Annotated in this window: 8 protein-coding genes and 2 pseudogenes; 2 read left to right on the top strand and 8 right to left on the bottom strand. The window is 72.9% G+C overall.

Annotation, left to right across the window (positions count from 1 at the left end):
* Positions 1-5: 5 nt before the first annotated feature.
* The 5 genes and pseudogenes from AFB00_RS15615 to AFB00_RS15595 form a co-directional block, all read right to left on the bottom strand.
* Positions 6-1,121, bottom strand: a complete 1,116-nt coding sequence (locus AFB00_RS15615; RefSeq protein ID WP_083275376.1) for an IS110 family transposase — start codon at positions 1,119-1,121, stop codon at positions 6-8.
* 215 nt (positions 1,122-1,336) lie between these two features.
* Positions 1,337-2,446 (bottom strand): annotated as a pseudogene (locus AFB00_RS15610) (IS256 family transposase); the annotation flags it as partial.
* A gap of 89 nt (positions 2,447-2,535) precedes the next feature.
* Complete coding sequence (locus AFB00_RS15605) at positions 2,536-3,363, bottom strand: protein kinase domain-containing protein (protein WP_197519547.1); 828 nt, start codon at positions 3,361-3,363, stop codon at positions 2,536-2,538.
* Positions 3,360-4,184 carry an exodeoxyribonuclease III gene (locus AFB00_RS15600; protein ID WP_068797846.1) on the bottom strand — a complete coding sequence of 275 codons (825 nt, stop codon included), beginning with the start codon at positions 4,182-4,184 and terminating at the stop codon, positions 3,360-3,362. Before AFB00_RS15600 ends, AFB00_RS15605 begins: the two co-directional genes overlap by 4 nt.
* A gap of 42 nt (positions 4,185-4,226) precedes the next feature.
* Complete coding sequence (locus AFB00_RS15595; RefSeq protein ID WP_156819553.1) at positions 4,227-4,559, bottom strand: hypothetical protein; 333 nt, start codon at positions 4,557-4,559, stop codon at positions 4,227-4,229.
* A gap of 276 nt (positions 4,560-4,835) precedes the next feature.
* Between AFB00_RS15595 and AFB00_RS15590 the strand changes: the two genes are divergently transcribed.
* Positions 4,836-7,100: an NADP-dependent isocitrate dehydrogenase gene (locus AFB00_RS15590; protein WP_068797844.1), complete on the top strand. Its 2,265-nt coding sequence runs from the start codon at positions 4,836-4,838 to the stop codon at positions 7,098-7,100.
* A 461-nt stretch (positions 7,101-7,561) separates the two neighbouring features.
* On the opposite strand, the gene AFB00_RS15585 is transcribed toward AFB00_RS15590, so the two are convergent.
* The 3 genes and pseudogenes from AFB00_RS15585 to AFB00_RS35440 form a co-directional block, all read right to left on the bottom strand.
* Positions 7,562-7,870 (bottom strand): DUF3017 domain-containing protein, encoded by a 309-nt coding sequence (locus AFB00_RS15585; protein WP_068797843.1) that lies wholly within the window; start codon positions 7,868-7,870, stop codon positions 7,562-7,564.
* A 12-nt stretch (positions 7,871-7,882) separates the two neighbouring features.
* Complete coding sequence (locus AFB00_RS15580) at positions 7,883-8,737, bottom strand: bifunctional methylenetetrahydrofolate dehydrogenase/methenyltetrahydrofolate cyclohydrolase (RefSeq protein ID WP_068800349.1); 855 nt, start codon at positions 8,735-8,737, stop codon at positions 7,883-7,885.
* A 70-nt stretch (positions 8,738-8,807) separates the two neighbouring features.
* Positions 8,808-12,166, bottom strand: a pseudogene (locus AFB00_RS35440) (error-prone DNA polymerase).
* Between the two features lie 542 nt (positions 12,167-12,708).
* On the opposite strand from AFB00_RS35440, the gene AFB00_RS15570 reads away from it, so the two are divergent.
* Complete coding sequence (locus AFB00_RS15570) at positions 12,709-14,208, top strand: M28 family peptidase (RefSeq protein WP_197519546.1); 1,500 nt, start codon at positions 12,709-12,711, stop codon at positions 14,206-14,208.
* Positions 14,209-14,238: the final 30 nt, after the last annotated feature.

The raw sequence follows: 14,238 nt of genomic DNA, 5'->3' as shown, positions 1-14,238 counted from the left end.
TCTTGTCAAGCAGCAGCTGCGGAGCTGGTCGGTGTGGTCGCCGTGGAGCGTCTTGCGTCGGTCCACATGTGTCTGATGATGATGTTCGCGAGCTGCCGCTTGTGGCTTCGCCGAGCCTCACGTTTTGTCTTGTTGTCGGTGACCCGTTTCGCCATGTACTCTTTCGCCGGCGGGTGGCATCGGACTTGCGTGACGTGCACGATGTGCAGAACAGAGTTGACAGCTCGATTGCCGCCGAGGTCGAGTCGGTGCCGACGGGCCGGCCCGTGACCTTCACCCGACGAGAGGGCGACGGGCGCGATTCCGCACCAGCGTGCAAACTGGGCCTCGGTCGTGAACCGGCACGGATCGCCGATCTCGACCAGAAGATCCATGGCTGTGACCACGCCGACACCGCGGACCTCTGTGAGGGTGCAGCCAAGGTCGCTGAGGAGGGCGGGAATCTGTCGGTCGAGTTCCTTGATCCGCGCCGTCAGGGTGATGATGTCGTTCAGGCTGGCCGCGAGCCGGTCGAGCTTGAGCCGCTCGGCTGGGCTGAGCAGATCGGGGTTCGCGACGCCGTCGACCAGGGACTGGAGCTGCGGGAGAACGCGGCTGGTCGAGGGCAACGTGGCGCGGATGGCGACGGGGAGCGTGACGAGTACTGCTTCGGACTCGGTGAGCAGCCGAACACGCTGCAGGACAAGAGATTCACGCCAGTCGCGGATCACCGTGAGCGTCTGCCATGTCGGGCTGGGCGCGGTGTGCTTCCCGGCCGGAGGCAGCTCGGGGTCGCTGAGGGCCTCTCGGGCGATGGCCTCCGCGTCCTCGGCGTCGGTCTTGGCCCGACGACGACGCTTACGCCGCTCCGCGGTGCGGTTGGCTTGGACTTCGCGCACGTCGTAACCCGCGGCCGCGAGCGCGAGGACCAGCGGCTGGCCGAGAAATCCCGATCCTTCGATGCCGATCCGGTCGATCGTCAGCTCGACACCGAGCAGGAACGTCAGCAGCTCATCGATACCGCCCTTGGTGATGGAGAAGGACTTGTTGTCGACCACGCCGCCTCGATGATCGAGGACTGCGATGGTAGCCGTATTCTTGTGAGGATCGATCCCCGCGACACCGTGTTCGTGCGTCAACACTTGTTCCCGTCTGCGTGGCCTATCGTGGACAGCGCAGGCCCGCGGTGTCGGCAGATCTGGGTTGAGTCAGGCAGGCTCTCTTCAAGCCAGGCACCGCGGGCCTGCGCTCACGCGGCCAGCCCGACACTTCGAATCGAAGACAGCCTCACGGCGTCAATAGCGTTCAGAGTCAGGGCTGGCCGCCTCGAGCATCGGCCGGGGAAGCAACGCCCTGACCGACTCCTTGATCTAAACACCCAGATCGCGTTCGTCGAACACAACACGGCACGGATCTCGGCATCGTAGTCGAGGAACGGAACGAACTCGGTCCAGGCGTTGCGCCACAACCGGATCATCGCCGGATAAGTGCGACCCCATTTCTCGTCGAGGTCATCGAGAGCAGCGAGAGCGGCGTCGGCGGTGGGGGCCGTGTAGATCGCCCGAATCCCTCGCTTGATCGCATCGGTGTCACGCCGCGACGTCAACCGGAACGAGTTCCTGATCAAGTGCACGATGCATGTCTGCACGATGGTCTGTGGCCACACGTTCTCCACCACCTCGGGCAGGCCTTTCAACCCGTCGCAGACCAGGAAGAACACGTCCCGCATGCCGCGGTTACGCAGGTCGGTCAGCACCCCCAGCCAGAACTTCGCGCCCTCACCACCGGAGCCGGCCCACAGGCCCAGCACGTCCTTGCGGCCGTCGACGGTGACCCCGATCGCCGCGTAGACGGGCCGGTTGGCGACCTGCCCGTCGCGGACCTTCACCATGATCGCGTCCACGAAGACCGCGACGTACACCGCATCGAGTGGCCGCGACACCCATTCCTGCATCTCGGCGATCACCGAGTCGGTGATCCGTGAGACGGTCTCCTTCGACACCGACGCCCCGTAGATCTCCGAGAAATGCGCCGAGATCTCCCCGGTCGTCAAACCCTTCGCGTACAGCGACAACACGATCTCATCGACATCCCCCAACCGCCGTTGCCGTTTCCGAACGATCTGGGGTTCGAACGTCGAGTCGCGGTCTCTCGGCACCTCGATCTCGACCTCCCCGACAGCATCGGAGATCACCGTCTTCGACCGGTGACCGTTCCGGTTGTTCGTCGATTCCCGGTCCGGGTCGGCCCGGTTCTTTGCATGCCCGAGGTGCTCGGTCATCTCCTCCCCGAGCGCAGTCTCCAGAACGTTCTTGGTGAACAGCTTCAACAGCCCATCCGGGCCGGTCAGCTCCAGGCCGCGTGCTCGCGCGTCGGCCACCATCGCCGCCGCGGCGGCCTGCTCGGGCGAGAGCTGACGCCCTGAACCCGTCTCATCCTTGGCTGAACCCACAAGGTCCGATGTCATCACTCACAGTGCCCATCCCACCGGACCCGAGCCCGGCGTGTCGGGCCGGAACCACCGTTCCTTGCACAGGCCCGACGATCTTGGGGTCTCTAGAGCACCGCCCAGAGGATCATCCCGACGACCGCGAGCGCGAGCAGCGCGGCCACGACCAGCAGGATCCAGCGGTTGCGGCCGAGGTCGCCGCCGACCGCGCGGGGCCGCGCGGCCCGGTCCAGCAGGGCGTCGGCACCGCGGGCGTCGAGCCGCTGGGCCGGGTCGGCCGCGGTCAGCCCGGAGATGGCCTGCGCCAGCGCGCTCCCCGGCGCGACCCGGCGGCCCGCGGCGTGGTGCAGCACCGCGCCGAGGCTCCACAGGTCCGCGGCCGGGGTGTCGGTCCGCTCCGGGGCGGTGAAGGCTTGCGCGTCGCCGCCGGGAGCCGCGGGCCGCGGGCCGATCGCGCGGGCCAGCCCCACGTCGGTGACCAGTGCTCGGCCGTCCGGGGTGAGCAGCACGCAGTCCGGGTCCAGCCCCGCGTGGGTGCTCCCGGCGGCGTGCACGGCCCGCAGCGCGGCCAGGACGTCCCGCCCGATCGTCGCGACCCGGCGCGGTGCCGGGTCCCCGGTGGCGGGGTCGCCGCCGCCCAGCGGGTGCGCCTCCGGGTGCTCGGTGACCAGGTACTCCCGCATCCCGCCGTCCGCGGCCCGGTCGGTGACCAGGTCCAGGACGCCGACGAGGCCCGGGTGCCGCAACCGCCCGGCCGTGCGGACCTCGGCGAGCAGCCGCTCCCGCGCGGTCCCGTCGGCGGGCAGCGCGATCTCGGTGACCGCGACCGTCCGGCCGGTGATCCGGTCCTCGGCCCGCACCGACGGCCCGAACCCGCGCCGGTCCAGCTCGTCGAGCAGCAGGTAACGACCACCGACGACCCTGCTCGCGATCATCCGGCCGCCGCCAGCCGGACCACCACCGGCGCGTGGTCGGACCATCGGGCGTCGTGCGTCACCGCCCGGTCGACACCGGCGGAACGCGCGGCCGCTGCGAGGCCCGGGGTCAGCAGCACGTGGTCGATCCGCCATCCCACGTCGTTGTCGAACGCCCGCCCCCGGTAGGTCCACCAGGAGTACGGGCCGTCGGCGCCGGGGTGCAGGTCGCGGACGACGTCGGACCAGCCGGTCCGCAGCAGCCCGGCGAACCACTCGCGCTCGTGCGGCAGGAAGCCGGAGTTGCGCTGGTTGTTGCGCCAGTTGCGCAGGTCCCGCTCGGTCGGCGCGATGTTCCAATCCCCGGCGACGACCATCTCCCGCCCGCCGGCGGCGCACCGGCCGGACGCGGTGTGCAGGTGGTCGCCGAAGGTCTTGAGGAACGCGTCCTTGGCGTCCTGCCGCTCGGTGCCCGCGACGCCCTTCGGCAGGTAGAGCGACCCGACCGTCAGATCGCCGGGCAGGTCCACCTCGAGGTAGCGGCCGTCCAGGTCGGTCACCGGGTCGCCGAAGCCGATCCGGACCGCCTCCGGCTCGGCACGGCTGAGCACGGCGACGCCGTTACGGCCCTTCGCCGTCTCGCTCGGGGCGAGACGCAGGTGCCAGCCCCCGGCGGCCAGCGCGTCGGTGAACGCGGCCGGCAGCTCCTCCGGACGGGCCCGGACCTCCTGCAGGCAGACGACCTCGGCGTCGGTACCGGCGAGCCAGTCGAGCAGTCCCTTGCCGGTGGCCGCCCGGATCCCGTTGACGTTCGCGGTGGCGACAGCGGCGGGGAGGGGCACGCGCCTACTCTCCCGCACCGATCGTCACGCGGCGCAACCGCCTCAGCACACGCTGCCCGCGGTCGCGGCGACCGCGCTCGACGGCACCCAGCGGTCGCCGCCGGCCAGCTTGCGGAACCCGGTGTCCACGATCGCCTCGGCCGAGACCTCCTCGCCCTGGAGGAGGGTCTCCAGCGGCTGCCCGGACGCACTGGGTGTGGCGCGCACGGTCACCTCCGACGCCTGCACCGTGACCGAGCAGCCGCCGCCGAACTCGTCGGTGGCGCTGCCGTAGAGCAGGGCGACCAGGGTCAGCCCGATCGCGATCACCCCGACCAGCGGCCAGCCGCTGAACAGCGAGCGCCGCCCGAGGGCCGGGATCTTCAGCTTGGGCACGCCCACGCTCCTCGTCGGTGTCGTCGATGTCGTCGGTGTCGGTACGGGGTTCCGTACGCACGGTAGCCGCTCGGGGACCCCACGCAGATCCACCGGCCGGGGGTGTCGGACCGGTTACTCCTGCGGGCGTCCGGGGGCGGTGGGGGGATAGCGTGTCCGTCGAGGAAGCGGGCCGCCGCACCGGGCCACGCCCGGGCCGCCGGGCGGGTGCCGGAGCGTGCAGGGCCGCCGTACGCACCAGCACCCCCGACGACACCGAGGCAGGCCGGACACCCGATGAAGCTCATCTACACCTACACCGACGAGGCGCCGGCGCTGGCGACCCACTCGTTCCTGCCGATCATCGAGGCGTTCGCCGGGCAGGCCGGGGTCGACGTGGAGACCCGGGACATCTCGCTGGCCGCGCGCATCCTGGCCAAGTTCCCGGACCGGCTGACCGACGCCCAGCGGGTGCCGGACTCGCTGACCGAGCTGGGCGAGCTGGCCACCACGCCGGACGCCAACATCATCAAGCTGCCGAACATCAGCGCGTCGATCCCGCAGCTCAAGGCCGCGATCACCGAGCTGCAGGGCGCCGGGTACGCCGTCCCGGACTACCCCGAGGCCCCGCAGACCGACGACGAGCGGGCAGCCAAGGCCGCCTACGACGCCGTCAAGGGATCGGCGGTCAACCCGGTCCTGCGCGAGGGCAACTCCGACCGCCGCGCGCCGCAGTCGGTCAAGAACTTCGCGCGCAAGCACCCGCACTCGATGGGCGCCTGGAACCCGGAGTCCACCTCGCACGTCGCGACGATGTCCGACGGCGACTTCCGGCACTCCGAGACCTCGTTCACCGCCCCGGCCGACGGCGCCGTCCGGATCGAGCACGTCGCGGCGGACGGCACCGTCACGGTGCTCAAGGAGTCGGTGCCGGTGCTGGCCGGCGAGGTGGTCGACGGCGCCGTCCTGCGGCGGGCGGCGCTGCAGGCGTTCCTGGCCGAGCAGGTCGCCGACGCGAAGGCGAAGGGTGTGCTGTTCTCGGTGCACCTCAAGGCCACGATGATGAAGGTCTCCGACCCGATCATCTTCGGGCACGCGGTGCGCGCCTACTTCGCCGACGTGTTCGCCACCTACGGCGACGACCTCGCCTCGGTCGGCGCCGACCCGGACGACGGTCTCGCCTCGGTCCTCTCCGCGCTGGAGAAGCTCCCCGCCGGCAAGCGCACCGCCATCGAGCAGGCGATCACCGACGCGTACTCCTCCGGCCCGGCGCTGGCCCAGGTCGACTCCGCGCGCGGGATCACCAACCTGCACGTGCCCAGCGACGTCATCATCGACGCGTCGATGCCGGCCGCGATCCGCTCGTCGGGGCAGATGTGGAACGCCGACGACACGACCCAGGACACCAAGTTCGTCATCCCGGACTCGTCCTACGCCGACCTCTACGACGAGACCGTCAAGCACTGCATCGCCCACGGCGCCTTCGACCCGACGACGATGGGCACCGTCCCCAACGTCGGCCTGATGGCGCAGAAGGCCGAGGAGTACGGCAGCCACGACAAGACGTTCGAGGTCGCCGCGGCGGGCACCGTCCGGGTCGTCGACGCCGCCTCCGGCGAGGTGCGGCTCTCGCACGAGGTCGCCGAGGGCGACATCTGGCGTGCCTGCCAGACCAAGGACGCCCCGATCCGCAACTGGGTCTCCCTGGCCGTCGAGCGGGCCCGGGCCACCGGCGCCCCGGCCGTGTTCTGGCTGGACTCCGCACGCGCCCACGACGCGCAGCTGATCGCCAAGGTCGAGACCTACCTGGGCGAGCTCGACACCGACGGTCTGACCATCGAGATCCTCCCGGTCGGCGAGGCCACCCGCTACACCCTGGAGCGGGCCCGCAAGGGCGAGGACACCATCTCGGTCACCGGCAACGTGCTGCGCGACTACCTGACCGACCTCTTCCCGATCCTCGAGCTGGGGACCTCGGCGAAGATGCTCTCGATCGTCCCGCTGATGAACGGCGGCGGGCTGTTCGAGACCGGCGCCGGCGGCTCGGCGCCGAAGCACGTCCAGCAGCTGCAGAAGGAGAACCACCTGCGGTGGGACTCCCTCGGCGAGTTCCTGGCGCTGGCCGTCTCGCTGGAGATGCTGGCGTCGAAGATCGCCGACCCGGCGGCCGGCGCGAGCGCGGAGGGCGCCTCGGCGCTGCGGGCGAAGCTGCTCGGCCTGGCGCTCGACGACGCCACCGGTGCGCTGCTGGAGAACGGGCGGTCGCCGTCGCGCAAGGTGAACGAGCTGGACAACCGGGGCAGCCACTTCTACGTCGCGCTGTACTGGGCCCGCGCGCTCGCCGAGCAGACCGAGGACCCGGAGCTGGCCGCGGTGTTCGCACCGCTCGCCGCGACGCTCGGCGAGCAGGAGGAGACGATCCTCGGTGAACTCAACGGCGCCCAGGGCGACCCGGTCGACCTCGGCGGCTACTACTACGTGGACCGGGCGAAGGCCGACTCGGTGATGCGGCCGAGCGCCACGTTCAACGCCACGATCGACGGGTTCGCCCGGCGGTCCTGACCCTCGTTCGACCGGCGGCCCGTTCCTGTCCGCAGGGGCGGGCCGCCTCGCGTCCGGGGATGGTCCGCCGTGCGTGTCCGGTCTCGCGGCCGATGCGGTCACCCGGCCACCCCATCGGTACCCGGCGGCCACTCGGATGATCACCGTTACGATCTTCGGGTGATCATCGGCGGCCCGATGGACGATCATGGTCACGTCCGGAGGCACACCCGGTCACCCAGTGTGCGCGGCACCGCGTAAAATAGCGCTAGCGATGATCATTATCGAACAGTCGACAGCCGCTCCCTACGGGGTCGTCCCTCCGGCCCCTCCGGCCCCTCCGGCGCGCCCGCCGTACCGGCCGCTGGCCACCAGCACCGGCCCCGGCCGGCCGGGCAGCAAACGGCCCGCCGGCCCGCGCCGCCCACCGACCCGCCGCCCGGCGAGTCCGGGGACGACCGGCGGCGCCCGGAGCCGCGCGGTCAGCTGACCGTCAGCGAGCCCCGGGTGATCGTCAGGGCCAGCAGCAGCACGGCCAGGCCCAGCGCGCCGTAGACGATCGCGTCGACGTAGCGCCCCCGGACGGCGAGCAGCCCGACCCGGTCCGGCGGCAGCGCGACCCGCAGCCCGGCGGCGACGAGCACCGCGACGGCGAACGTCGCCGAGCCCTCCCGCCAGTGCTCGGTGGCCACCCGCTGCAACGCCACCAGGGCGATCGCGAAGACGGTGAGCAACGGCCAGTGCGCACGCAGCCGGGCGCGCAGTCCGAACCCGCTGCGGGTGGTCGCCATCGGCCCTCCCGCCTATCGGGTCCCGGCCCGCTCGGCCGCCTCGACGACGTTGGTCAGCAGCATGCCGCGGGTCATCGGGCCGACCCCGCCCGGCATCGGGGCCAGCATCCCCGCGACCTCGGCGACCTCCGGGGAGACGTCGCCGACGAGGCCGACGTCGGTGCGGGTGACCCCCACGTCGAGCACCGCGGCCCCCGGCCGGATCTGCTCGGCCGTGACGAGTCCGGCCCGGCCGGCCGCCGCGACCACGACGTCGGCCTCCCGCAGGTGCGCGGTCAGGTCCTTGGTGCCGGTGTGGCACAGGGTGACGGTCGCGTTCTCGCTGCGCCGGGTCAGCAGCAGCCCCAGCGGGCGCCCGACGGTGACCCCGCGGCCCACCACGACGACCCGCGCCCCGTCCAGCTCGACGCCGAACCGCCGGCACAGCGCGACGATCCCCCGCGGCGTGCACGGCAGCGGCCCCGGCTCGCCGAGCACCAGCCGGCCGAGGTTCACCGGGTGCAGGCCGTCAGCGTCCTTCGCGGGGTCCACGCGCTCCAGCGCCGCGCCGGAGTCCAGGCCGGACGGCAGCGGCAGCTGGACGATGAACCCGGTGCACGCCGGGTCGGCGTTCAGCTCGTCGATCGCCCCGAGGACCTGGGCCTGACTCGCGTCGGCCGGCAGCTCACGCTGCAGCGACGTGATCCCGACCTTGGCACAGTCGCGGTGCTTGCCGCGGACGTAGGCGTGCGAGCCCGGGTCGTCGCCGACCAGGATCGTCCCCAGCCCGGGAGTCCGCCCCGCCGCCGTCAGCTTCTCGACCCGGGTCTGCAGATCGTCGAGGATCTCCGCCAGAGTGGCCTTGCCGTCCATGACCGTTGCGCTCACACCGAGCATCCTCGCAGGCGGATCCGGGCCACCGCACCCGACGGCGGCGGCTGCGGTCGTCAGCACGGTGTCAGCGGAAGTCACGGGACCGCACGGCCACGGCGAGCGGCATCCGCTGCAACCGGTCCGCCAGCAGGTTGAGGACCCCCTCCGGGCTGCGCTCCAGCCGGCCGCGCACCAGCAGCGCCGCGCTGCCCGCCGCCACCGGGCGGTACCGGGCCCACAGCCCCTCCGAGCAGGTCACGTTGAGCATCCCGGACTCGTCCTCCAGGTTCACGAAGGTCACCCCGCCCGCCGTCGCGGGCCGCTGCCGGTGGGTGACCAGGCCGCCCACCAGCACCCGCGGCGGCGCGTCCGGGCCGGCGGCCGCCCCGACCGCGTCGAGCCGGTCGATCCGGACCGCACCCAGGCCGTCGAGCTCGCGGCGCAGGTGCTGCACCGGGTGGCTGTCCGGTGAGACGCCGGTGGCCCAGACGTCGGAGACGGTCAGCTCGGCCTCGGTCATCCCCGGCAGCGCCGGCGCGGTCAGGCCGACCGCGGTACCCGGCAGGTGCTCGGGCCGCACCCCCGCGACGACGCCCGCCGCCCACAACGCCTCCCGGCGCGCCACGCCGAAGCAGCCGAACGCACCCGCGGTCGCGAGCGCCTCGGCCTGCGGCCCGGTCAGCCGGACCCGGCGGGCGAGATCGGCGAGATCGGTGAAGGGCCCGGCGGCGGCGCGCTCCGCGTCGATCGTCCCGGCGAGGTCGGCCCCGATCGTCCGTACGTCCGAGAGCCCGAGCCGGACCGCCCGGCCACCGGTGCTGTCGCCGTCCGCCTCCAGGGTCGCGTCCGCCCGGCCCTCGTTGACGTCCGGGCCGCGGACCAGCACCCCGTGCCGGCGCGCGTCGGCGACCAGCGACTGCGACGAGTAGAACCCCATCGGCTGCGCGTTGAGCAACGCCGCGCAGAACGCCGCGGGATGGTAGAGCTTGAACCAGGCCGAGTAGTAGACCAGCGCGGCGAAGCTGATCGAGTGGCTCTCCGGGAAGCCGAAGTTCGCGAAGGCGAGCATCTTCGTGAAGATCGTCGAGGCGAGCTCGCCGGTGATCCCCTTCTCCGCCATGCCGGCGAAGAACCGGCCGCGCAGCCGCTCCATCTTCTCGGTGGAGCGCTTGGCGCCCATCGCGCGGCGCAGCTCGTCGGCCTCGGCCGCCGAGAACCCCGCGACGTCGACCGCGATCTGCATCATCTGCTCCTGGAACAGCGGGATGCCCAGCGTCTTGTGCAGCGCGGGCCGCAGCAGCTCGTGGTCGTGCTCCCACGCGTCGATCCCGTTGCGGCGCCGGATGTAGGGGTGCACCGAACCGCCCTGGATCGGCCCGGGCCGGATCAGCGCGACCTCGACGACCAGGTCGTAGAACTCGCGGGGGCGCAGCCGCGGCAGCGTCGCCATCTGGGCCCGGGACTCGACCTGGAAGACCCCGACCGAGTCGGCCCGGCAGAGCATCGCGTAGACCTCCGGATCGGACTCGCCGATCCGGTGCAGCTCGACCCGGGTGCCCTCGCTCGCCTCGACCAGGTCGACCATCAGGTGCAGCGCGGTCAGCATCCCCAGTCCGAGCAGGTCGAACTTGACCAGGCCGGCCGCGGCGCAGTCCTCCTTGTCCCACTGGACGACCGTCCGGTCCGCCATCCGGGCCCACTCCACCGGGACGACCTCGGACACCGGGCGGTCGCAGATGACCATGCCACCGGAGTGGATGCCGAGGTGCCGGGGCCCCCCACGAGCTGCCCGGCGAGGTCGAGCAGCAGCGGGGGCATCCGCGGTTCCCGGTCCACGTCGGCGCCGGGTGTCTCCAGCCCGTGCCAGCGCTCGATCCGCGTGCTCCACGCGTCCTGCTGGCCGGGCGAGAACCCGAGCGCGCGGGCGGTGTCGCGGACCGCCGAGCGCGGCCGGTAGGTGATGACGTTCGCGACCTGCGCGGCGTACAGCCGGCCGTAGCGGCGGTAGACGTACTGGATCGCCTCCTCCCGGCGGCCGGACTCGATGTCGATGTCGATGTCGGGATAGCCGTCGCGGTCCGGCGAGAGGAACCGCTCGAACAGCAGGCCGTGCCGGACGGCGTCGACCGCGGTGATGCCGAGCGCGTAGCAGACGGCGGAGTTGGCGGCGGATCCCCGGCCCTGGCAGAGGATGTCCGACCGGCGGCAGAAGTCGACGATGTCGTGGACGATCAGGAAGTAGCCGGGGAAGTTCTTCTCCTCGATGATCGCCAGCTCGTGCTCGATCATCCGGGCCGCGACCGGGTGCTCGGCCCGGCTGCCGTACCGCTGCATCCGGCCCCGCTCGGTCAGCACCCGCAGCCAGGACGCCTCGGTCTCTCCCTCCGGGACGTCGAACGGCGGCAGTTCCGGCGCCACCAGGTGCAGCTCGAAGGCCAGCTCCCGGCCCAGTTCCGCAGCCCGGGCGACCGCTCCCGGGTGCCGCTGCTCGAACCGGGCCGTCATCTCCCGGCCCGACCGCAGGTGGGCGGTGCCGGCCGCGGGGAGCCAGGGATCGATCTCGTCCAGGCTGCGCCGGGCCCGCACGGCGGCGACGGTGGCGGCCAGGGGCGCCCGCTCCGGGGTGGCGTAGTGCGCCGCGGTGGTGGCGACGGTCGCGACGCCGGCTCCGGCGGCCAGCGCGGCCAGCGCCTCGTCCCGCTCGGCGTCACGCGGATCGCCGTGCGCGGTCAGCTCGACCCGCACGTGCTCGCGCCCGAACCGCTCGACCAGGAGCCCCAGCGCGGCCGCGGCGGCCGCCGGCCCGTCTCGGTCCAGCGCCCGGCGCACGGCGCCCTTGCGGCAGCCGGTGAGCACGACGACCGAGCCCGCGGTGTCGGCGACGACCTCGTCGAGGTCGTAGACCGGGCGCCCCTTCTCCCCGCCGCGCAGCTGTGCGGTGGAGATCGTGCGGCACAGTGCGCGGTACCCCGCCGGCCCCCTGGCCAGCAGCAGCAGGTGCTCGCCCACCGGGTCGGCGACGCCGTTCTGCGGGGCGGTCAGCCCGAGGCTCAGCTCGGCCCCGAAGACCGTGCGGATCCCCAGCGCCGCGGCGGCCTCGGCGAACCGGACCACGCCGTACATCCCGTCGTGGTCGGTGAGCGCGATCGCCTCCAGACCCAGCTCCGCGGCCCGCTCCACGAGCTCCTCGGGGGCGCTGGCCCCGTCGAGGAAGCTGAAGTGCGAGTGACAGTGGAGCTCGGCGTAGGGCACCGTCCCCGCGGCGGGGCGCAGGTCGCGCGGCGGTTCGTACGGGCCGCGGTGCGCCGACCACGCCGGGGCGTCGCCCCCGTCTCCCCCGTCGCCGGCCGGGCCACCGTGCAGGCCGGATCCGTCACGCGGCGGCCGGCCGGAGAGCGCACTCTCCAGTTCGGCCCACGGAACGTCCGGATTCTCCCAGCCCACGTGTCGAACGTACTCGAACGTCAGTTCGAAGAACAGTCCCGGCGCCGGGCCTGTGGACCGGGCCTGTGGACCGGGCACGGCCGTACGACCGGCGGCCACGGGACGGGCGTGCCGTGCGAGGGCCGGCCGGCTGCTCCCCAGCGCCGGTCGGCCCCGCACGGCGGTACCGGGTTCCTCCACGGCACCGGCCACTCCCCAGCGCCGGGCCGCAGGGCCACCCGGGGTGCCCTGGTCGGGATGCCGGCGGCGCCCGCTCGCGGGAACCCACCGACAACGACGAGTTCACCACCGGAGTCTGTGGAAGTGCTGAGACGAGACCGTGAACCGGCCGTGGATCTTTCCCGTTCGGCCCGTGGGCGGGCCCCGGATGCCGGTACCGTGATCGACGTTCTCACGGCGGGCCCACGTCCGGTGACGGATGGTGGCCCGGCGTCGTGCGGTCCGGGCCAGCTCCGGTCACGCACCGGACGAGCACCGGTCGACCGGTGCGGACGAGGCCCGGGGGCGGGCGGGACGGCGGGGGTGGCCCCATGAGCAGGGCGATGACGGGAACGACGGGCGGCCGACGGGGCTGGTGGCCCGGCACCGGGACCCGGCTGGCCCGGGTGCTCGGAGCGGGGGTGGCGGTCGTCGCGCTGGCCGCGTGCTCCCCGGCCGGGCCGGGGACCGCGACGATGGAGACCGAGGATGCCGCGTCCGCCGGGCAGGCCGATCCGGGGCTGCCGGACCGGCTCGCCGGGGCGGTGAGCGGTGACGGCGCGTTCGCGCACCTGCAGGAGCTGGAACGGATCGCCGACGCGAACGACGGCAACCGGGCGATCGCCACCCCGGGTTACGACGCGAGCATCGACTACGTCTCCGGGAAGCTGCGCGAGGCCGGGTACGAGGTGCAGACGCCGTCGTTCGACGTCCGCACCTTCACCGCGGGCGACGCCCGGCTCACGGTGGCGGACGCGCCGGTGCCCACCGAGGTCCTGAGCTTCTCCCCGGCCACGCCGCCGGGCGGCCTGACCGCACCGCTGTCGATCCGGCCGAAGGCACCGCAGGACACCGGCTCCGGGTGCGAGGCCGCGGACTACACCGGGATGCCGGCGGGGGCGATCGCCGTCGTCGAGCGCGGGACCTGCCCGTTCGGGCAGAAGTCCCAGCTCGCCGGGGCCGCCGGGGCGGTCGCCGTGATCGTCACGAACACCGAGGACGCGGCGCTGTCGGCCACCCTCGGCGAGACCACGGACGTGATCCCGACCGCGGGGGTGCAGAAGACGGCGGGTGCGGCCCTGCGCGACGGGCAGCAGGCCACGCTGCTGCTGGACACGACGATCCAGCAGCAGACCTCGCGCAACGTCATCGCCGAGACGAGCACCGGCGACCCGAACCGGGTGGTGATGGCCGGGGCGCACCTCGACGGTGTGCCGGAGGGCGCCGGGATCAACGACAACGGCAGCGGCAGCGCGGCGCTGCTCGAGGTCGCACAGAAGCTGGGCTCGGCCCCGCCCGCCGGCCAGAAGGTGCGGTTCGCCTGGTGGGGGGCCGAGGAGATCGGCCTGGTCGGCGCGACCCGGTACATGGAGGCCCTCGCGGAACCGGATCGGGCGAAGGTCGCGCTCTACCTGAACTTCGACATGGTCGCCTCCCCGAACTCCGCCTACCTCGTCTACGACGGGGACGACTCCGACGACCTCGGTGGCGAGCCGGGCCCGCCCGGGTCGGAGACCGTGGAGCGGGTACTGACCGAGTCCCTGGTCGCCGCCGGCGTGCAGGGCCCGGAGGGCACGGCGTTCGACGGCCGCTCGGACTACGGGCCGTTCATCGAGGCGGGCATCCCGGCGGGCGGCCTGTTCACCGGGGCGGAGGAGAAGAAGACCCCGGAGCAGGCCCAGAAGTGGGGCGGCACGGCGGGCCAGTCCTACGACCCGTGCTACCACACGGCGTGCGACCGGCTCACCAACCTCGACCGGACCGCGCTGGACCGCAACGTCACCGCGATGGGTGCGTCGGTCGGGCGGTTCGCGGTGGACCTGACCGGAGTGCCCACCCGCTGACCGTGGCGGGGCCGCCGGGCGGGTGGCCGG

This window comes from Pseudonocardia sp. HH130630-07 (assembly GCF_001698125.1).
In the GTDB taxonomy this organism is placed as follows: Bacteria; Actinomycetota; Actinomycetes; order Mycobacteriales; family Pseudonocardiaceae; genus Pseudonocardia.
Note: the sequence above shows the minus strand (reverse complement) of the source record. Positions and strands in the feature narration are given on the sequence as shown.